At 72.6% G+C, this 19869-nt stretch carries 14 protein-coding genes; 7 read left to right on the plus strand and 7 right to left on the minus strand.

From position 1 onward, the window contains the following. Positions 1 to 145 precede the first annotated feature (145 nt). Positions 146 to 3289, minus strand: a complete 3144-nt coding sequence (gene ileS / locus PYR72_RS35685; RefSeq protein ID WP_275459122.1) for an isoleucine--tRNA ligase — start codon at positions 3287 to 3289, stop codon at positions 146 to 148. Between the two features lie 614 nt (positions 3290 to 3903). Here ileS and PYR72_RS35690 point away from each other — a divergent pair. The 5 genes from PYR72_RS35690 (at position 3904) to PYR72_RS35710 (ending at position 8601) form a co-directional block, all read left to right on the plus strand. Then, positions 3904 to 4716, plus strand: coding sequence for a TraR/DksA family transcriptional regulator (locus PYR72_RS35690; protein WP_275459123.1), 813 nt, complete (start codon positions 3904 to 3906; stop codon positions 4714 to 4716). 81 nt (positions 4717 to 4797) lie between these two features. Beyond that, positions 4798 to 5412, plus strand: coding sequence for a signal peptidase II (gene lspA, locus PYR72_RS35695; RefSeq protein ID WP_275459124.1), 615 nt, complete (start codon positions 4798 to 4800; stop codon positions 5410 to 5412). 76 nt (positions 5413 to 5488) lie between these two features. Continuing rightward, entirely contained in the window at positions 5489 to 6433 is a 945-nt protein-coding gene (locus PYR72_RS35700) for an RluA family pseudouridine synthase (protein WP_013004363.1), read from the plus strand. A gap of 47 nt (positions 6434 to 6480) precedes the next feature. Further along, the gene (locus tag PYR72_RS35705) at positions 6481 to 6942 is read left to right on the plus strand and encodes a GNAT family N-acetyltransferase (RefSeq protein ID WP_275460613.1); all 462 of its coding nucleotides are present in this window, start codon (positions 6481 to 6483) and stop codon (positions 6940 to 6942) included. 72 nt (positions 6943 to 7014) lie between these two features. Further along, on the plus strand, positions 7015 to 8601 hold the full coding sequence (locus PYR72_RS35710; protein WP_275459125.1) for a Na+/H+ antiporter: 1587 nt from the start codon (positions 7015 to 7017) through the stop codon (positions 8599 to 8601). Positions 8602 to 8690: 89 nt separating this feature from the next. Here PYR72_RS35710 and PYR72_RS35715 read toward each other — a convergent pair whose 3' ends face one another. Then, on the minus strand, positions 8691 to 9815 hold the full coding sequence (locus tag PYR72_RS35715) for a mechanosensitive ion channel domain-containing protein (RefSeq protein WP_275459126.1): 1125 nt from the start codon (positions 9813 to 9815) through the stop codon (positions 8691 to 8693). Positions 9816 to 9946: 131 nt separating this feature from the next. Here PYR72_RS35715 and PYR72_RS35720 point away from each other — a divergent pair, with 131 nt between their 5' ends. Next, positions 9947 to 10516 carry a dienelactone hydrolase family protein gene (locus PYR72_RS35720; protein WP_275459127.1) on the plus strand — a complete coding sequence of 190 codons (570 nt, stop codon included), beginning with the start codon at positions 9947 to 9949 and terminating at the stop codon, positions 10514 to 10516. Positions 10517 to 10583: 67 nt separating this feature from the next. Here PYR72_RS35720 and PYR72_RS35725 read toward each other — a convergent pair whose 3' ends face one another. Together PYR72_RS35725 and PYR72_RS35730 are read right to left on the minus strand one after the other, a co-directional pair. Continuing rightward, the gene (locus tag PYR72_RS35725; RefSeq protein WP_275459128.1) at positions 10584 to 12260 is read right to left on the minus strand and encodes an alkaline phosphatase D family protein; all 1677 of its coding nucleotides are present in this window, start codon (positions 12258 to 12260) and stop codon (positions 10584 to 10586) included. A 152-nt stretch (positions 12261 to 12412) separates the two neighbouring features. Next, positions 12413 to 15673: a LuxR family transcriptional regulator gene (locus PYR72_RS35730; RefSeq protein WP_275459129.1), complete on the minus strand. Its 3261-nt coding sequence runs from the start codon at positions 15671 to 15673 to the stop codon at positions 12413 to 12415. Positions 15674 to 15954: 281 nt separating this feature from the next. Here PYR72_RS35730 and PYR72_RS35735 point away from each other — a divergent pair, with 281 nt between their 5' ends. Next, positions 15955 to 16587: a hypothetical protein gene (locus tag PYR72_RS35735; RefSeq protein ID WP_275459130.1), complete on the plus strand. Its 633-nt coding sequence runs from the start codon at positions 15955 to 15957 to the stop codon at positions 16585 to 16587. A gap of 107 nt (positions 16588 to 16694) precedes the next feature. Here PYR72_RS35735 and PYR72_RS35740 read toward each other — a convergent pair whose 3' ends face one another. From PYR72_RS35740 to PYR72_RS35750, 3 genes are all read right to left on the minus strand, one after another. Next, entirely contained in the window at positions 16695 to 17495 is an 801-nt protein-coding gene (locus PYR72_RS35740; protein ID WP_275459131.1) for a DsbA family protein, read from the minus strand. A 93-nt stretch (positions 17496 to 17588) separates the two neighbouring features. Further along, entirely contained in the window at positions 17589 to 18275 is a 687-nt protein-coding gene (locus PYR72_RS35745) for a hypothetical protein (RefSeq protein ID WP_275459132.1), read from the minus strand. Positions 18276 to 18373: 98 nt separating this feature from the next. Continuing rightward, positions 18374 to 19708: a DUF2252 domain-containing protein gene (locus PYR72_RS35750; RefSeq protein ID WP_275459133.1), complete on the minus strand. Its 1335-nt coding sequence runs from the start codon at positions 19706 to 19708 to the stop codon at positions 18374 to 18376. Positions 19709 to 19869 lie beyond the last annotated feature (161 nt).

The raw sequence follows: 19869 nt of genomic DNA on the forward strand, positions 1-19869 counted from the left end.
CTCCGTGGGCATCCCCGGCGCGTCCCGTTCCCGTCCGTGCGCGGCCGGGACGCCGAAGGCCCGGGGCGCCGGAACGGATCCGGTGCCCCGGGCCTCCCGGGTGCCAGGTGGTGCTGTCGACCGGTGCCGCCGACGGTGCTGTCGGTCAGACCTTGCGCAGACGGAAGGTCAGCGTCAGGGCCTCGTCCGTGAAGGGCGAGCCGTACGCGGCGTCGGCCTCACCGGCGGCGAAGTCCGTGGCGAGGACCTCGTCGGCGATCAACGGCGTGTGTTCGGTCAGGGCCGCGGTGACCGCCGGGTCGGTGGCGGTCCAGCGCAGGGCGATACGGTCGGCGACGTCGAGGCCGCTGTTCTTGCGGGCCTCCTGGATCAGACGGATCGCGTCACGGGCGAGGCCCGCCCGCCGCAGCTCCTCCGTGATCTCCAGGTCGAGAGCGACCGTGGCACCCGAGTCGGACGCCACCGACCAGCCCTCGCGCGGGGTCTCCGTGATGATGACCTCGTCGGGGGCGAGGGTGACGGTCTCGCCGTCGACCTCGACCGACGCCGTGCCCTCGCGCAGGGCGAGGGAGAGCGCGGCGGCGTCGGCGTTCGCGACGGCCTTGGCCACGTCCTGGACGCGCTTGCCGAAGCGCTTGCCCAGCGCGCGGAAGTTGGCCTTGGCGGTCGTGTCCACCAGGGAGCCGCCGACCTCCGAGAGCGAGGCGAGCGAGCTGACGTTCAGCTCCTCCGTGATCTGCGCGTGCAGTTCGGGGTCGAGTGAGTCGAAGCCCGTGGCGGCCACCAGGGCGCGGGAGAGGGGCTGACGGGTCTTGACACCCGACTCCGCGCGCGTGGCGCGGCCCAGCTCCACCAGGCGGCGGACCAGGACCATCTGCTTCGACAGCCCGGGGTCGATCGCGGAGAGGTCGGCCTCCGGCCAGGAGGCCAGGTGCACGGACTCGGGAGCCTCCGGGGAGACCGGCACGACCAGGTCCTGCCAGACCCGCTCGGTGATGAACGGGGTCAGCGGGGCCATCAGCCGGGTGACCGTCTCGACGACCTCGTGCAGGGTGCGCAGCGCGGCCTTGTCGCCCTGCCAGAAACGGCGGCGCGAGCGGCGTACGTACCAGTTCGACAGGTCGTCCACGAACGCCGAGAGGAGCTTGCCGGCGCGCTGGGTGTCGTACGCCTCCAGGGCGCCGGTCACCTGGTCGGTGAGGGCGTGGAGCTCGGACAGCAGCCAGCGGTCCAGGACCGGGCGGTCGGCCGGGGCCGGGTCCGCCGCGCTGGGCGCCCAGTTCGACGTGCGGGCGTACAGGGCCTGGAAGGCGACCGTGTTCCAGTACGTGAGGAGGGTCTTGCGGACGACCTCCTGGATGGTGCCGTGGCCGACGCGGCGGGCCGCCCAGGGGGAGCCGCCGGCGGCCATGAACCAGCGGACGGCGTCGGCGCCGTGCTGGTCCATGAGCGGGATCGGCTGCAGGATGTTGCCCAGGTGCTTGGACATCTTGCGGCCGTCCTCGGCGAGGATGTGGCCGAGGCAGACGACGTTCTCGTAACTCGACCTGTCGAAGACGAGCGTGCCGACGGCCATCAGCGTGTAGAACCAGCCGCGGGTCTGGTCGATGGCCTCGCTGATGAACTGGGCCGGGTAGCGGGACTCGAAGAGTTCCTTGTTCTTGTACGGGTAGCCCCACTGCGCGAACGGCATCGAACCCGAGTCGTACCAGGCGTCGATGACCTCCGGGACGCGGGTGGCCGTCGCACCGCAGCCGGCCTCGGGGCACGCGAACGTGACCGCGTCGATGAAGGGGCGGTGCGGGTCCAGCTCCGACTGGTCGGTGCCGGAGAGCCGGCTCAGCTCCTCGCGGGAGCCCACGCAGGTCAGGTGGTTCTCCTCGCAGCGCCAGATCGGCAGCGGGGTGCCCCAGTAGCGGCTGCGAGAGAGCGCCCAGTCGATGTTGTTGTTCAGCCAGTCGCCGAAGCGGCCGTGCTTGACCGAGTCGGGGAACCAGTTGGTCTTCTCGTTCTCCTGGAGGAGACGGTCCTTGACGGCGGTGGTGCGGATGTACCAGGACGGCTGCGCGTAGTACAGCAGCGCGGTGTGGCAGCGCCAGCAGTGCGGGTAGCTGTGCTCGTACGGGATGTGCTTGAAGAGCAGGCCCCGCTGCTGGAGGTCCGCGGTGAGCTGTTCGTCGGCCTTCTTGAAGAAGACGCCGCCGACGAGGGGGACGTCCTCCTCGAAGGTGCCGTCGGGGCGGACCGGGTTCACCACGGGCAGGCCGTACGCGCGGCAGACCTTGAGGTCGTCCTCACCGAAGGCGGGGGACTGGTGGACCAGACCTGTACCGTCCTCGGTCGTGACGTATTCCGCGTTGACGACGAAATGTGCCGCTTCCGGGAACTCGACCAGCTCGAACGGACGTTGATAGGTCCAGCGCTCCATCTCGGCGCCGGTGAAGGTCTGGCCGGTGGTCTCCCAGCCCTCGCCGAGCGCCTTGGCGACGAGCGGCTCGGCGACGACGAGCTTCTCCGTGCCGTCCGTGGCGACCACGTAGGTGACCTCGGGGTGGGCGGCGACCGCGGTGTTGGACACCAGCGTCCACGGCGTGGTCGTCCACACCAGGAGCGCTGCCTCACCGGCGAGCGGACCGGAGGTGAGCGGGAAACGGACGTACACCGAGGGGTCGACGACCGTCTCGTAGCCCTGCGCCAGCTCGTGGTCCGACAGGCCGGTGCCGCAGCGGGGGCACCAGGGGGCGACGCGGTGGTCCTGGACGAGCAGACCCTTGTCGAAGATCTCCTTCAGCGACCACCAGACGGACTCCACGTACTCGGGGTCCATGGTCCGGTAGGCGTCGTCGAGGTCGACCCAGTAGCCCATGCGGGTCGTCAGCTCGGCGAAGGCGTCGGTGTGCCGGGTCACCGAGTCGCGACACTTGGCGTTGAACTCGGCGATGCCGTACGCCTCGATGTCCTTCTTGCCGTTGAAGCCGAGTTCCTTCTCGACCGCCAGCTCCACCGGGAGGCCGTGGCAGTCCCAGCCGGCCTTGCGGGCCACGTGGTAGCCGCGCATCGTGCGGAAGCGGGGGAAGACGTCCTTGAAGACGCGTGCCTCGATGTGGTGGGCGCCCGGCATGCCGTTGGCGGTGGGCGGGCCCTCGTAGAACACCCACTCGGGGCGGCCCTCGGACTGCTCCAGGCTCTTGGCGAAGATCTTCTGCTCGCGCCAGAAGTCGAGCACCGCGTGCTCGAGCGCGGGCAGATCGACCTGGGCGGGCACCTGGCGGTACGTCGGCTCTGTCATGAGCGGGCTTCCTCCAACGGACTTGCTGCCTTCCGTCGGAGGGACGAGAGCTTCGATCCTTCGTACGCCGTGTGCGGCGCGCTCCCGCGGTACCACCCTCCTTGGCTCCCCTGCGCGCCGTACGCGCCGATGAGCCCCCTCATTGGGGTCGCGATACCGGGTCTACTCGCCGTGTCCCGTGCGCGGCGGCAGGGGGTGCGGCTTTCTTCCGGCGGCTCCGGGGTGATCTTCACATCGCGCTCGCCCCCGGGCTTCCACCGTCCCCGGGTCGCTCTGGGCTGCGTACGACGCTACTCGTCCCCATCCACGCTTCTCGCTGCGCCCAGTGTACGGCGCCGCGCGGGCCGCGGCCGACCGGATTTCCGGGGCCGCGGCCGGGGCCCCGGTGACCTGCGGGGTGACCCGAATGGAGCGGGACGCGCGTCCGGATCCTGGGACGTCCGCCGGGGCGGAATACCCGGCGGGGAGCTGGGCACAACGCTTGCAGGCTCGTCGCACGGCGGTCGTGAGGTGGGAGAATCGGGTGGTCTGTCCCGTTGCCCGGGGACTCCGCTCGATTTATCGTCCCAGCACGATTCGCGTGCAAGATCACCATATGTGAAGGGGCCGCGGCCATGGTGGCGAAGAAGACCGCCGTACAGCAGCCGGCGTCCGGCAGATCCACGGTGGCCTCCGGCGGCGGAGGCGAGGGCACGAAGGCCGCGGCGGTGAAGGCGGCCGGCAGGAAGACGGTGGCGAAGAAGGCGGTGGCGAAGAAGACGGCGGCCGGGAAGACGGCCGTGAAGAAGGCCGTGACGAAAGCCGTGAAGAAGGCCACGGCCGGGAAGAAGGCCACGACCGGGAAGAGCACGGCGAAGAGCGCGGCCAAGAGCCCCTCTGCGAAGAAGAGCACGGAAAAGAAGGCGGACGCGGCCCAGGCCGCCGAGACGACGGGAGCCACGACAGTGGTTGCGAAGAACACTCCTGGTACGGCTACGGCGGCGAAGAGGAAGCCCTCCGCCGTCCCCAAGGCGCGGCCCGCGGCGGTGGAGCCCGGCGAGCTGGCGGTACGGCCCGGTGAGGACCCCTGGAGCCCGGACGAGGTCGCCGAGGCCCGCACGGAGCTGCAGTCCGAGGCCGAGCGGCTGAAGGCCGAGCTGGAGGCGTCCGAGCGCTCGCTCACGGGCCTGATGCGGGACTCGGGGGACGGCGCCGGCGACGACCAGGCCGACACCGGGGCCAAGAACATCACGCGTGAGCACGAGCTCTCGCTCGCCCACAACGCGCGCGAGATGCTCGACCAGACCGAGCGCGCCCTGGACCGGCTGGCCTCGGGCACGTACGGCCTCTGCGAGAACTGTGGCAATCCGATCGGAAAGGCGCGGATGCAGGCGTTCCCCCGGGCGACGCTCTGCGTGGAGTGCAAGCAGAAGCAGGAACGCCGGTAGCGATCACGGCCTGAGCCCCTGGTCCGTGAGGGTCGTGTCGTACCTTTGTCCTCAGTCAGGAACCTAGGTTGAGGGACTCACGTGGCAGAGGCGGAGCGCATCATCGGTACGCCGGACATCCCAGACGCGGCGGGGGCCGGCCCGGAGCAGTCCGACGACGGGAGCGGTGCCGCGGCGGCGGAGCGGGCCGACGCGGCCGCCCGGCCGCGCGGCAGGCGCCGCATCGCCGTGCTCTTCGGGGTCGCCGCGCTGGCGTACGCGCTCGACCTGGTCAGCAAGATGATCGTGGTCGCCAGGCTGGAGCACCACGAGCCGATCGAGATCATCGGGGAGTGGCTGAAGTTCGAGGCGATCCGCAACGCGGGTGCGGCCTTCGGTTTCGGCGAGGCGTTCACGATCATCTTCACGGTCATCGCGACCATCGTGATCGTGGTGATCGCCCGGCTCGCCCGCAAGCTCTACAGCCTGCCCTGGGCGATCGCGCTCGGCCTGCTGCTCGGCGGCGCGCTCGGCAACCTCACCGACCGGATCTTCCGGGCGCCGGGCGTCTTCGAGGGAGCGGTCGTCGACTTCATCGCGCCGAAGGGTTTCGCGGTGTTCAACCTCGCGGACTCGGCCATCGTCTGCGGCGGCATCCTGATCGTGCTGCTGTCGTTCCGGGGGCTCGACCCGGACGGGACCGTCCACAAGGGCTGAGGGCGGCCGGGCCGCGCCGGGGAGGTTGTCCACAGGCACGGTCGGGCGCCTCTCACCCGTCCGGCATACTCGACGGGTGAGCACGATTCCCGAGATCCGTACCCTGCCCGTGCCCGACGGCCTGGAGGGCGAGCGTGTCGACGCCGCCATCTCCCGCATGTTCGGCTTCTCCCGCACCAAGGCGGCCGAACTCGCCGCCGCGGGGAAGGTCACGGTCGACGGGTCGGTGGTCGGCAAGTCGGAGCGGGTGCACGGCGGGGCCTGGCTGGAGGTCGAGATGCCCCAGGCGCCCGCGCCGGTGCAGATCGTCGCCGAACCGGTCGAGGGCATGGAGATCGTGCACGACGACGACGACGTGGTGGTGATCGTCAAGCCGGTCGGCGTGGCCGCGCACCCGAGCCCCGGCTGGTCCGGGCCGACCGTCATCGGCGGGCTCGCCGCCGCCGGGTACCGGATCTCGACGTCGGGTGCCGCCGAGCGCCAGGGCATCGTGCACCGGCTCGACGTGGGCACCTCGGGACTGATGACGGTCGCCAAGTCGGAGCGGGCGTACACCTCCCTGAAGCGCCAGTTCAAGGAGCGGACCGTCGACAAGCGCTACCACGCGCTGGTCCAGGGTCACCCCGACCCGACGAGCGGCACCATCGACGCGCCCATCGGACGGCACCCGAACCACGACTACAAGTGGGCCGTCACCGCCGAGGGCAAGCCGTCGGTCACGCACTACGACCTGATCGAGGCGTTCCGGGCCGCCTCGCTGCTCGACATCAAGCTGGAGACCGGCCGCACCCACCAGATCCGCGTCCACATGTCCGCCCACCGGCACCCGTGCGTCGGTGACCTGACCTACGGCGCCGACCCCACGCTCGCCAAGCGGCTCGGCATCACCCGCCAGTGGCTGCACGCGGTGCGGCTCGGCTTCGAGCACCCCGGGGACGGCGAATGGGTCGAGTTCGAGAGCGACTATCCCGCGGACCTGCAGAAGGCCCTCGACAAGGTGCGGGAGGAGACGTACGCGTGAGTCCCGAACCGGTCCCCGTTCCCGTGCCCGTGCCCGCCCCCGTGCCCGTGTCCTACGCGGTGCGTGTCGCCGACGGTCCCGGCGACCGCGCGGCCTGCTTCGCGGTGCGCAAGGAGGTCTTCGTCGTCGAGCAGGGGGTGCCGGAGGACCTGGAGTACGACGCGTACGACGCCGGGGCCGTCCACGTGCTCGCCGTGCGGGACGACGGAACGCCCCTCGGGGCCGGGCGGCTGCTGTACGGGGAGGCCGCCGCCGGGAAGACCGGCGGTGCTCCGGGCGTGGGCTCCCTCGGGCGGCTCGCGGTCGTTGCGGAGGCCCGGGGACTGGGCGTCGGCGTCGCGCTGGTGCGGGTTGTCGAGGACGCGGCGCGCGAACGCGGGCTGACCGCGGTCGACCTGGGGGCCCAGACCCACGCCCTCGGGTTCTACGAGCGGCTGGGATACGCGGCGTACGGTGCGGAGTTCCTGGACGCCGGGATACCGCACCGGGCGATGCGCCGGACCCTTTAGCGTCCGGCGGTGCGGGTGGGGCACCCTGAGAACCGGCCGGTCTTGATCGTCTAGCACCAGCGGAGCGCCCCCATGGATCAGTTGGCCCTGTTCTTCGTCCTGCTGGTCGGAGCCGTGGTCAGTGTGCCGGTGGGGGAGCGGCTGAAGCTGCCCGCGCCGGTGCTGATGACACTGCTGGGCATCGCGCTCGCCGTACCCGGGTTCGTGCCCAATGTGCAGATCCCGCCGGAGCTGATCCTGCCGCTGCTGCTGCCGCCGTTGCTGTACGCGGCGGTGCGGCGGACCTCCTGGCGGCAGTTCACGGCGAACCTGCGGCCCATCCTCCTGCTGGCCGTGGCCCTGGTGTTCGTGACCACCGCCGCGGTGGCCGCCGTGGCGCACGCGATCGTGCCGGGGCTGCCGATCGCGGCGGCCCTCGCGCTCGGCGCACTCGTCGCACCGCCCGACCCGGTGGCGGCGACCGCCGTGGCGGGACAGCTCGGGCTGCCGCGCCGGCTGGTGTCCATCCTGGAGGGCGAGGGCCTCTTCAACGACGTCACGGCCATCGTGCTCTACCACGTGGCCATCGCCGCGGCCGTCAGCGGATCGTTCTCCTGGCCCCACGCCGCGCTCCAGCTCGTGCTGTCGGGGGTCGTCGCCGTCGCCGTGGGGATCGCGCTCGGCTGGGCCGCCAACAAGCTGATGGACTTCCTGGAGGACGCGACGCTGCAGATCGGGCTGACCCTGCTCGTGCCGTACGCCGCGTACGTGACGGCCGAGGAGCTGCACGGGTCGGGGGTCCTCGCGGTGCTCACGACGGCGCTGTTCCTCGCGGAGTACGCGCTCGGGGCGGACGACGTCCTGACGCGGCTGGCCGGGCACACCGTCTGGGACGTCGTGGACACCCTCGTCACCGGGGTCGCCTTCGGCCTGATCGGCCTGGAGCTGCACAACGCGATCCGTACGGCGTCCGGGCGCTGGCAGGAGATGCTCGGCTGGGCGGCGGCCGTGGTGGCCGTCGTCGTGCTCGTCCGGCTGGCCTGGCTGCTGCCGGCCACCTGGCTGGCGCGGCGGCTGCACGCGAAACGGGACTACGACGAGGAGATCCCGGTGTCGTGGCGCGAGACCGTGGTGATGTGGTGGTCGGGGATGCGGGGGGTGGCGTCCGTGGCGCTGGCGCTGGCGATTCCGCTGGAGACCGAGAGCGGGGCGCCGTTCCCCGACCGGGACGAGATCGTGTTCATCGCGTTCGGGGTGATCATGGCGACGCTGGTGCTGCAGGGGCTCACCCTGCCAGCGCTGGTGCGGCGGCTGGGGGTGCGGGCGGACGAGGGGGCCGAGAAGGAGTTCGAGAAGGTGCTGGCCGTACGGGCGGCGAAGGCGGCGAAGCGGCGGCTGAAGGAGATCGAGGAGACGGAGGAGCTGCCGGAGGAGATGTCCGAGCGGCTGCTGCGGCGGGCCTTCGAGATCGGGGTGCGGATCAGCCCGGAGGTGGGGGAGGACGAGCGCCGGGAGGGGCACGAGCAGCGCGTGCGGCGGCTGCGGCGGATGCGCCGGATCCAGGGGGAGATGCTGAGCGCGGCCCGGCACGAGGTGCTGGCCGCGCGGAGCGAGCCGGGGGCGAACCCCGAGGTGGTGGACCGGGTACTGCGGCATCTGGACGTGCGCAGTCTGCGGTGAGGTGCAGGTGCGGGCGGGTGGGCCTCCCGCCGTCGGCGGGTGCGGATCCGGGGGTTGTGGCCCCCGGTCGGGCCCGCACCCGCCACCGGTCATCCTCGGCCCGTCGACCTCGGCGGCTCGTGGACGCGGCTGCGGGGCAGGCGCGGGACGCGGCCGTCGGCGTGGCCGTTCGGATGGTTCGGGGGAAGCACCGCGTCGGCCGTGTTGACGCGCGGGAGGGCGTACGGGTGGGTCTCGGTGAGCCAGTGGATGAGTTGTTCGCGGACGGTGACGCGGACGGTCCACAGGTCGTCCGGGTCCTTGGCCGTGACCAGGGCGCGGACCTCCATGGTGGAGGGGGTCGCGTCCGTGACGGTCAGGTCGTAGTGGCGGCCGTCCCACGCGGGGCAGGACCGCAGGATGTCGCGGAGCCGGTCCCGCATCGCGGGCAGCGGTGCGGCGTGGTCGACGTGGAGGAAGACCGTGCCCGTCATCTGGGCACCGCCGCGGGACCAGTTCTCGAAGGGCTTCGAGGTGAAGTACGAGACCGGCATCGTGATGCGGCGCTCGTCCCAGGTGCGGACCGTCAGGAAGGTGAGGGTGATCTCGTCGACCGTCCCCCACTCGCCCTCCACCACGACCACGTCACCGAGGCGGACCATGTCGCCGAAGGCGATCTGCAGCCCCGCGAAGAGGTTGCTCAGCGTGGACTGGGCGGCGATACCGGCGACGATGCCGAGCAGCCCGGCCGAGGCCAGCAGTGAGGCGCCGGCCGCGCGCATCGCCGGGAAGGTCAGCAGCATCGAGGCCGCGGCCACCACCCCGACGATCGCCGAGACCACCCGCATGATCAGCGTCACCTGCGTCCGCACCCGGCGCACCCGGGCGGCATCGCGGTGGGCGCGGGCATAGCGGCTGTACGTGGTCTCCACGACCGCCGCCGCGATCCGGATCACCAGCCAGGCCGTGGCGCCGATCAGCACCAGCGTCAGGCCGCGGCCGATGGCGGTCCGGTGCTGCTCCAGCAGTTGCGCCTCGTCGTACGTCGCTCTGAGGAAGGCCGCGCACAGGACCAGCTGGTAGGGGATGCGACCGCGGCGCAGCAGGCCCCACAGAGGTGTCTCGTGGTGCCGCTGGTCCGCTTTGCGCAGCAGCAGGTCGGTCGTCCAGCCGATGAGCAGCGTGAGGACGACCGAGCCACCGATGACGATCAATGGACGGAGCAGATTCTCCATGCCTTCGAACGTAACCGGCCTCGCGGGGTGATGAACATGTGACTTCCGACGCCCTTTGGGTACGGGCGCCGGGGCGGGCCCCCGGACCGGCCGGGCGACCGGTCGTCCGGCCCGGCTGGCACGATGGCCTCATGAACATCGTGCTCTTCCATTCGACCTACGGATTGCGGCCCGCGGTGCGCGAGGCCGCGGACCGGCTGCGCGCCGCCGGACACGAGGTGTGGACCCCCGACCTCTTCGCCGGGCGGACGTTCGACACGGTCGAGGACGGCATGGCCTTCAACCAGGAGCTGGGCAGGGAGGAGCTTCTCAAGCGGGCGGTCCTGGCCGCCGCGCCCTACTCGGAGCGAGGGCTCGTCTACGCCGGGTTCTCCCTGGGCGCCGCGACCGCCCAGACCCTGGCCCTGGGCGACAAGAACGCGCGGGGGCTGCTGCTTCTGCACGGCACCTCGGACATCGCCGCCACCGCGACCGTGGACGAGCTGCCCGTCCAGCTGCACGTCGCCGAGCCCGACCCCTTCGAGCCGGACGACTGGCTGAGCGCCTGGTACCTCCAGATGCGCAGGGCCGGCGCCGACGTCGAGGTCTACCGGTACGCCGGGGCGGGCCACCTCTACACCGACCCCGAGCTGCCGGACTACGACGCGGAGGCCGCCGAGGCCACCTGGCGGGTGGCGCTCGGCTTCCTCGAAACCCTCTAGCGCCCGTCAGAAGGGCCCTAGGGCCGCGGGGCACCCGCTCCCGCGGCCTGCACGGGGTCCGTACGCCCTACACGGGGTCGTACGTCCTCTCCACCTTCTGCGTCCCGCTCCGGGTCCGGTACGAGCGTGCCCAGGACGACGTCGCGTCGGCCTTCGTGCGGTCGGACAGGACGTAGAAGTCCATCTGCGCCCGCGCGGCGGTGATGTCCAGGACGCCGTAGCCGTGCCGGTCGGTGTCGACCCAGTGCACGTGCCGGTTGGCGGCGCGGATCAGTGGGGAGGCCACCGCGGAGACGGTGCCCTCGGGGACCTTCACGAGGTCGTCGAGGTTGTCGGAGGTGACCGAGGTGACGACGAACTCGGTGGCCGCGGAGGCCGACAGCGGGTACGTCCCGGCGTTCACGGGCACGTCGTTGGCCCAGGCCATGTGGATGTCGCCGGTGAGGAAGACCGTGTTGCGGATCGCGTTCTGCCGCAGGTGGGCGAGGAGTTCGCGGCGGTCGTCGGTGTAGCCGTCCCACTGGTCGGGGTTGAGGGCGAGGCCCTCCTTCGGCAGACCGAGCAGCTCCGCGAGGGGCTCGAAGAGGTCGGCCGTGAGGTTGCCGAGGGCGAACGGCGCGATCATCACCGAGTTGCCGACCAGCCGCCACGTCGTGTCGGACGACTTCAGCCCGGCCTTCAGCCAGTCGAGCTGGGCCCGGCCGGTCAACGTGCGGTCGGGGTCGTCGACCTCGCCGTCGCCTATGCCCACCTGCTGCGAGCGGAAGGACCGCAGGTCCAGCAGCGAGAGATCGACGAGCTTGCCGAAGCGCAGGCGGCGGTAGGTGGTGCCCGCGACCGCCGGGCGCACCGGCATCCACTCGAAGTACGCCTGCTTGGCCGCAGACTGCCGGGCCGCCCAGGCGCCCTCCGCGCCCTCGGTGTGGTTCTCGGCGCCGCCCGACCACGCGTCGTTGGCGATCTCGTGGTCGTCCCAGACGGCGACGACCGGCGCGACCGCGTGCAAAGCCTGGAGGTCCGGGTCGGTCTTGTAACGGCCGTGCCGGACGCGGTAGTCGGCCAGGGAGACGATCTCGTGGGCCGGCGCGTGCGGCCGTACGACCTTGCCGCGCGTGGCGTACTCTCCGGTGCCGTACTCGTAGATGTAGTCGCCGAGGTGCAGCCAGGCGTCGAGATCGCCGCGCGCGGCCAGATGGCGGTAGGCGGCGAAGTGGCCGCCCTCCCAGTTGGCGCAGGAGACCACGCCGAAGCGCAGGTTGGCGGTGGCGGCCTCGCCGGCCGGGGCGGTGCGGGTGCGGGCGGCGGGCGAGTCGGTGCCGCCCGCCGAGAAGCGGAACCAGTAGGTGGTGGCGGGCGCGAGACCGCGCACGTCGGCCTTGACGGTGTGGTCGGAGGCGGCGGTCGCGGTCGTCGACCCCTTCGCGACGATGTTCGTGAACGCCTTGTCCAGGGCGACGGTCCAGCCGACCTCGACGTCCGGGCCGAGACCGGAGCCGGGTGTGGCGGCGGCGGTGGGCGTCACGCGGGTCCACAGCAGGACACCGTCGGGCAGCGGGTCACCGGAGGCGACGCCGTGCAGGAAGGCCGGGGACTCCGCCGCGAGGGCCGGCAGGGCGGCGGCGAGCGGCGCGGCGAGCACGGCCCCGGCGGCGGCCGCCTTGACGACCGTACGGCGGCTCGGCGCGGCCGAACCCACGGGCTGGGCGGGGGAGTCGGGGCTGGAGTGAGATCTGCGACTGGTCACGGCCGATGAGATTACTGATCGGTAGGGCCAGGGGTAAGACAGAAGCCTGAATTCCGTGCGAAGTTCGGGCGATTGTTCGCCGCACGTCGGGTGAGCAGGGGGCGAGCGGGGCCGGCTGAGGGGGCGTCAGCCGTCTCGGCGCGGCCCGTGGGTCACCTCTCGTCGGCGTACTTCCTGGCCAGGGCGATCAGCGCGGCACGGTCGGGGCGACCGGTGCGGTCCCGGAGGCTGGCGAGGTGCTTCTCCACGGTGCGGGGAGAGAGGAACAGGTGCTCGGCGATCTCCTGGTTGCCGAGTCGGGCGCCCAGCAGACGCAGCACCTCGTACTCCCGCGCGGTCACCCCCGCACGCCGGAGTTCCCCCGGGACGGCGTCGTGGCCCTGACGGCGGCGGGGCACCGGCGAGCCGGACTCGCGCAGCAGGGCCCGGCACGCGGCGGACACCCGCGTGGTGCCCCGCTCGTGGAAGAACTGTTCGGCGGTGCGCAGCCATGCGACGGGCCGGCCCCAGCCGTCGGCGAGTGCGGCCTCGGCCCCCAGGCGCAGACACAGGTGCGCGGCCAGCGGGACCGTGTCCGTCCCGGTCAGTGCCTCCTCGGCCGTCTTGGTGGCCTCGGCGGCGCGGCCCTCGCGGCCCAGCAGGACGGCCCGGGACCAGCCGACGAAGGGGCGGTCCCACTGGACCTGGGCGAGCCGTTCGGTGCCGGGGCCGTCCAGTTCGCCCCAGCCGATCGCGCCGCGCAGGGTGCGCAACAGCAGGTACGGGCCGAGGAAGCCGGTGACGCCGCCGGTACTGGGCAGCGCGCGCATCACGCCGTCCGCCTCCGTGAACTCGGCCAGCGCGCGGTCGGGTTCCTCGCGCAGCAGGGAGCAGATGCCCTGCGCCCAGCCCCACACCGAGGTGTCGGCGTAGCCCCAGAGCGCCCCGGCGCTGCGCCCGGCGAGCGCGCGCTCCAGGGTGCGCAGCGTGGTGTCGAGCTTCTCCCGCTCCCCGAGCGAGGCGGCGATGATGCCGTCCACTCCGGCACCGATCAGCTCCACCTCCCGCAGCCGCAGTCTGCGGGCCGTCGCCCGGAGCCGGGCGGCGGACTCGGCCGCCCGGTCGTGTTCGTCGCGCAGGATGTGGGCGAGGGTCAGATGCATGTCGGCCCAGGCCGTCATGAGCACGGCGCCCGTGTCCTCGGCCGCTCCCCGTGCGGCGAGCAGCCGGTCCGTGCCGGTGGACCGGACACGGTCGAGCACGCCCAGCTCCAGCAGGCCGCGGATCCGCCAGACCGGCAGCGCGTGGGCCTCGGCGGTGGCCACCAGCCGGGCGAACGCCTCCTCCGCCGCACCGAGGTCCCGCGGCCGCAGGCAGTAGCCGAGCATGTTCAGCGCCTTGCACGCCACCTCCGGCAGCCCCACCTCCTCGGCGGTCGCGACGGCACCCTCGGCGAGTGCGCGGGCGCTCTCCAGCCGGTCCGGGCGCTGCGAGTTGAGCACCAGGTGGGCGGCGACCGCGTCCAGGGCGGCGCGTGCCGCCGGGTCGGGCGTTTCACCGAGCAGCTCCCGCGCCTGCCGTACGGCGGTCAGGCCCTCCTCCCACTGCTGGGCGGTCGCGGCGGCCCGCGCACGGGCGAGGAACCCCGCCGCCCGGCGCGCGGCCGGCGCGCCCCACACCGTCAGGACGCGGTCCAGCCGGTCCCCGAGCTCGGGCACGCGCCGTACGTCACCGGTGAGGACCAGCGTGCCGAGCAGTTCCTCCAGCAGCCGGGCCACGGCCTCGGGCGGCGCGTCCGGCGCGCCGGCGGTCAGCTCCAGGCCCCGGTCGAGGAGTTCGACGGCGGTCAGCAGCGCACCCCGCGCCACCGCCTGCCGCCCGGCCCGCACGAGCAGCACCGCCGCCCGCGCCGGCCGCCCCGCGGCCACGCACAGCTCCGCGGCGAGCCGGTACAGATCGTCGCCCGCCTCCGCGCCGAGGGGCGGGCGCGGTCGGCCCGGATCCGGGGACGGAGCGGGGGCGGCGGGCGTGTCGGGGTACGTCCCGTCCGGCGTGCTCGGGCGTGTCGGACCGTCCCCGTCGGCGGTCGCGCCGTCGAGGCCCGTCGCGGCGGGACGCGCTGTGCCCTCGTCCCGCCCCACCCCTTTCGCCGCCTCGATCGCGTCCGCGGCCGCCAGGCACAGGGCCGCGCGTTCCGGGGGGAGGAGGCGCCGGGTGATGGCGTCGGCGGTGAGGGCGTGGCGGAAGGTGTGCCAGCCGGGGTCCGAGGCGGCGGTGGCGCCGGAGACGAGGTGGGCCCGGGCCGCATGGCGGAGCTGGGTGAGGGCGGTGGCGTGGTCCAGGCCCGCCACGCGGGCGGCGATGTCGACGGGGAAACGCCGGCCGAGCACCGCCGCGGCCTCCAGCAGGGCGATGCCGGCCGGGGGCAGCTGGTCCACGCGCTGCAGCACGGCGGCGGCGACGGTGTCCGGCACGTCGGCGTCCAGCGAGCCCGCCACCGTCCAGCGGGAACTCTCGTCCCGGACGAGACCGCCGCCGTCGACCATGGCCCGCAGCAGCTCCTCCACCACGAAGGGAACGCCCTCGGAGACGCCGTGCAGCCGCTCCAGCACCGCTGCCGGGACCTCCTCGGCGGTGTCGTGCCCCAGGCACCGGGCGGCCAGCTCGGCGGTGCCGGCCGGCCCGAGGCGGGCGAGGCGGACCGTACGGGCCGTACGACGGGACGCGGCGGCCTCGGCGAGGTCGAGCGCCGGGCCGGACCCGCCGCGCAGGGTGGCCAGCAGAACGGCCCGCTGAGCGGTGAGGTTGTCCGTCAGGTAGTCGACGACGGCGAGCGTGTCGGCGTCCGCGTCGTGCAGGTCCTCCAGCACCAGGACACAGCCGCCGTCCCGGCCGAGGACGTGCAGGAGCCGGAGCACCGCCTCGGCGTACCCGACCAGGGGTGCGCCGTCCTGCGGTGCCGATCCGCACAGCCGGGAGAGCAGCGGCTCGTAGAGGCCGAGGTCCCCGTCCGAGGGCGCCCCCTCGCCCCGTAAGCCCGAGAACACCGCCTCCGCCAGCGGGCGCAGCGGCACCGCGCGCCCGGCGGACGCGGCGCGCCCGCGCAGGACCCGTGCGCCCGCGCCCGCGGCGGCCGACGCCGCGTCCTCGACCAGCCGGGACTTGCCGATACCGGGCTCGCCCAGCACGAAGACCGACGAGCCCCGCCCGTCCCGGGCGGCCCGGACGGCGGCCGCCAGAAGCTCCCGCTCGGCCCGCCGGCCGACCAGCTCGGGCGACGACAGCGACGAGAAGGACGCGAAGGGGTCGTTCGACGTGGACGCGAACGGCGCGGACCGCGCGGACGGCGCGGACGGCGCGGACCGCGCGGACGAAGCGGCCGACGAGGACGGCGTCGGGGAGAACGGCGACGGCACCGAAGAGAACGACGACAACTGCAGGCCCCCTGCGCCCTGTCGGGATGGTCGTGGCAACCCTCGTACGCCCTCGTACGCCCGCGTACGCACCCCCGTCGGGCATCCCTCGAAAGCGTCTTCGAGGCGCGTACAGGGTAGCCCCCACTTCCGCGGGGGTCGCACCACTACATGGGGGATCTTCCCCGATGCCCGGGGGCCCGGCGCCCGGCAGGCTGCTGTTCGGCAGGGCAGGGGGGACAGGGCATGACCCGGGGGGACATGCCCTGCCTGCCTCTTTTTCTTTCGGCAGGGAGGTCGTCATGCAGCGTGCCCGGATCTGGGTCGCCGCGGGAGTGCTGGGCGCGGTCCTGTGCGGGTGTTCGTCACCCGCCTCGACCACCGGGGCCGGGAGCGGCGGCGGATCGTCGTCGGGCGGAGCCGCCGCGGACGGGCCGGAGGTCCCGGTGACGACCCAGGACCTGGAGCGGGTCTGCGCCGACAACCTCGGCTTCAAGGGGCTGCCGGCCTACGACCGCGGCAAGAAGACCGTGCACCCGGCCCAGCTCATGAACAGCACCGGCGACGGGTGGACGAGCAGCGTGCCCGTGGACGGCGACTTCCCCAAGGGCTGGTTCCTCGACTACGAGGACAAGGTGGAGAAGGCGGAGCTGGTCGTCTGCGTCGAGCGCACCAAGGCCACCGCGACCGGCAAGGTCTGCGACATGGAGGCCGACGGCAAGCCGCTGAAGATCCGGACGTACAACACCTCGTACCGGGTGCGGGTCGTCGAGGCCCGCACGGGCAAGGAGCGGTTCGGGTACAGGGGCAAGGCCGAGTCGGACGAGTGCCCGGCCTACATCTTCACCTCGGACGACGAGGACGCCGACAAGTACTACAACGAGGTCCGTCCCGAGGACTACCGCAAGCGGGTCAAGCCGTACATCGCGCCGTAGCCGCCGCGACCGTCGTGGCCGCTGCTGCTGTCGCCGCCGCCGTCGGGCGGGCGCCCCCGGAGTACGGCTCCGGGGGCGCCCGCCCGCTCATGTGCGCCCCGCGGCGGCTACTTGGTGACGCCCGCGTCCTTGAGCGCCGTCTGCCACTGCTCGACCGTGGACGGGTTGCTGATCACCTTGTCGTTGATCTTGATGGTGGGGGTGGACTTGACCCCGTCGGCGTCGTCGAAGGACTTGCTCATCCGCATCGCCCAGGCGTCGTAGGTGCCCTTCTTCACGGCGTCCTGGAACTTCTTGTTGTTCTTCAGCGCGTCGACCGTGTTCGCCACCTTGATCAGATAGCCGTCCTCGGCGAACTCGTCGGTCGACTCCTCCGGGTGGTACTTCACCGAGTACAGCGCGGTCTTGTAGTCGAGGAACGCCTCGGGGCTGACGTCCAGGGCGGCGCCGAGCGCGCTCAGCGCGTTCTTCGAGCCCTCTCCGGTGAGGTTGCCGTCGAGGAAGGTGCCGATCGTGAAGGAGAGCTTGTAGTCGCCGTCCTGCATGCCCTTGTTGACCGTCTCGCCGACGGTCTGCTCGAAGGCGGCGCAGGCCGGGCAGCGCGGGTCCTCGTACAGGTGGACGACGTTCTTGGTCTTGGAGTCGCCGATCAGCACGGTGGTGCCGTTCTTGCCCGAGGTGTTCGCCGGGGCGACCACCGTGGCCTTGGCCGCCTCCTCCCACTTGCCCGGCTTGTTGTTCTGGACGACGGCGTAGCCGATGCCGCCGGCTATCGCGAGGACCGCGACGATCGAGGAGGCGACGATCGCCTGCCGCCTGACCTTGGCGCGCTTGGCCTGACGCTCGCGCTCCAGACGCAGCCGCTCACGGGCCGCCGACTTCGCCGCGCTGCTGTTCCGCTTGCTCATGTGGATGAACTCCCTGGGAAAAACGCGCACAGGTGTGGTGCGCGATGGGGTGTGAGGGGGTGTGAGGGGGACCTGCTCGTGCTCAGGAGGTGGTCACGCGAAGGTGACCGAGCACGGCGGTCCACGCCGCCCCAGGGAGTGCGTGTGGAGGAGGGTGCGCGCGCCGGCCGTACGGTGCGCGGTGCGCGTCGGCCGGTGCTGCGCCCGCAGAGGCCGTACCAGGACCGCGGCGAACGCGATCAGCAGCGGGCGGAAGCCGGTGGCGACCGCCGCGTCCAGCAGCCGGGCCAGCGCCCGCTCACCGCGCCGCAGCCAGGCGGCGGCCAGCAGACCGACGCCGACGTGCGCGGCGAGCAGCAGCCAGGCGGCCCCCGGACCGGCGCCCGCGAGCAGCGCGGCCGCCCGCTCGGAGCCCCCGGCGACCCGCGCCAGTGGCACGCCGACGCCCCCGCCGCCGCACAGTACGTCCAGTCCGACCTGGCGCAGCGGCCCCGTGACCGGGCCGCCCGCCTCGCCGTAGCAGGCGTGCTGACCGGTGGTGAAGACCGTGTCGGCGGCCAGCTCCAGCGGGATCAGCACTCCGGCGATCCGCCCGAAGCCGCGCTCGCGCCCGGCCAGGGCGAAGGCGGCGAGGAAGACCGCCGCGGTGATGGCGGCGACGGTCGTGAACGGCAGCGGGACCCCGGACAGCAGCACGTGTGACGCGGTGCTGAGCGTCACGACGACAGCCGTGAACAGCGCCGCGCGTACGGCTCTGAAGGGGGTCCCGGATATGTCCATGCCGTAGGAGAGTCTCCCACGCGGGCACGTAAGGGACCGCTAAAAGGTCCCTGTGAGTGCGCGAGGTCTCGTCCCCGCCGACGTCCCTCCCCCGGGCCTCAGTGGTTGCGCAGGCCGGGGATCCGGCCGTTGCGGAAGAGGTCGACGAAGATCTGGTGGTCCCTGCGCGCGCGTGCCCCGTAGGCGTGCGCGAAGTCCACCAGGAGCGGGGCGAAGCCCTCCTCGTCGGCCGCGATCGCCGCGTCGATGGCCCGCTCCGTGGAGAACGGCACCAGGGACTGCCCGGTCAGGTCGTCCGCCGCCGCGTGCATGGTGGCCGTGGCCCGGCCGAGGTCGGCGACGACCGCCGCGATCTCCTCCAGGTCGTCGATGTCGCTCCAGTCCAGGTCCACCGCGTACGGCGACACCTCGGCGACCAGCTGCCCGGCGCCGTCCAGCTCGGTCCAGCCCAGCCACGGGTCCGCGTGCGCCTGGAGGGCCCGCTGGGAGATGACCGTGCGGTGGCCCTCGTGCTGGAAGTAGTCCCGGATCCGCTGGTCGGTGATGTGCCGGGAGACGGCCGGGGTCTGGGCCTGCTTGATGTAGATCACCACATCGTTCTCCAGGGCGTCGCTCTGCCCCTCCAGCAGGATGTTGTACGACGGCAGGCCCGCCGAGCCGATGCCGATGCCCCGGCGGCCCACGACGTCCTTCACCCGGTAGGAGTCCGGGCGGGTCAGCGAGGACTCCGGGAGCGTCTCCAGATAGCCGTCGAAGGCGGCCAGCACCTTGTAGCGCGTGGCCGCGTCCAGCTCGATGGAGCCGCCGCCCGGCGCGAACCGGCGTTCGAAGTCACGGATCTCCGTCATCGAGTCCAGGAGGCCGAAGCGGGTCAGCGAGCGGGCGTCGCGCAGCGCGTCCAGCAGCGGGCCCTGGGCGGTGTCCAGCGTGAACGGAGGGACCTCGTCCCGCTTGGCGCCGGCCGCTATGGCGTGGATCCGCTCGCGGTAGGCGGCCGCGTAGGTCTCCACCAGCTCCGTGATCTGCTCGTCGCTCAGCGCCTTCGCGTACCCGATGAGCGCCACGGAGGCGGCGAACCGCTTCAGGTCCCAGGTGAAGGGCGCGACGTACGCCTCGTCGAAGTCGTTCACGTTGAAGATCAGGCGGCCCGTGGAGTCCATGTACGTGCCGAAGTTCTCCGCGTGCAGGTCGCCGTGGATCCACACGCGCGAGGTGCGCTCGTCCAGATACGGACCGGAGCCCTTCTCGTCGTCCAGGTCCTTGTAGAACAGGCACGCCGTGCCCCGGTAGAACGCGAAGGCCGAGGCCGCCATCTTCCGGAACTTCACGCGGAACGCGGCCGGGTCGGCGGCCAGGAGCTGGCCGAAGGCGGTGTCGAAGACGGCGAGGATCTCCTCGCCGCGTCGCTCGTCGTCGAGCTGGGGGACCGACATCGCGGGGTGCCTCCTGGTGATCACGGGTGGGTCGACTTCTGAACGTGCGAAGGCGCGCGCGAGTGCCCGCGGCTCCTCCCCGAAAGGTACGGGGGACACCCCTCCCGGTGTCAGTCCCGAGGCATAGACTTCGACGCTGTCCCCCGGACTGTCCGCAGCCG

Source organism: Streptomyces sp. VNUA24 (genome assembly GCF_029167005.1).
Classification (GTDB): domain Bacteria; phylum Actinomycetota; class Actinomycetes; order Streptomycetales; family Streptomycetaceae; genus Streptomyces; species Streptomyces scabiei.

Bases quoted from the DNA above. Each gene is read 5' to 3' on its own strand.
- ileS (WP_275459122.1), bottom strand. From the start codon at position 3,289: ATGACAGAGCCGACGTACCGCCAGGTGCCCGCCCAGGTCGATCTGCCC.
- PYR72_RS35690 (WP_275459123.1), top strand. From the start codon at position 3,904: ATGGTGGCGAAGAAGACCGCCGTACAGCAGCCGGCGTCCGGCAGATCC.
- PYR72_RS35710 (WP_275459125.1), top strand. From the start codon at position 7,015: ATGGATCAGTTGGCCCTGTTCTTCGTCCTGCTGGTCGGAGCCGTGGTC.
- PYR72_RS35715 (WP_275459126.1), bottom strand. From the start codon at position 9,815: ATGGAGAATCTGCTCCGTCCATTGATCGTCATCGGTGGCTCGGTCGTC.
- PYR72_RS35720 (WP_275459127.1), top strand. From the start codon at position 9,947: ATGAACATCGTGCTCTTCCATTCGACCTACGGATTGCGGCCCGCGGTG.
- PYR72_RS35735 (WP_275459130.1), top strand. From the start codon at position 15,955: ATGCAGCGTGCCCGGATCTGGGTCGCCGCGGGAGTGCTGGGCGCGGTC.
- PYR72_RS35740 (WP_275459131.1), bottom strand. From the start codon at position 17,495: ATGAGCAAGCGGAACAGCAGCGCGGCGAAGTCGGCGGCCCGTGAGCGG.
- PYR72_RS35745 (WP_275459132.1), bottom strand. From the start codon at position 18,275: ATGGACATATCCGGGACCCCCTTCAGAGCCGTACGCGCGGCGCTGTTC.
- PYR72_RS35750 (WP_275459133.1), bottom strand. From the start codon at position 19,708: ATGTCGGTCCCCCAGCTCGACGACGAGCGACGCGGCGAGGAGATCCTC.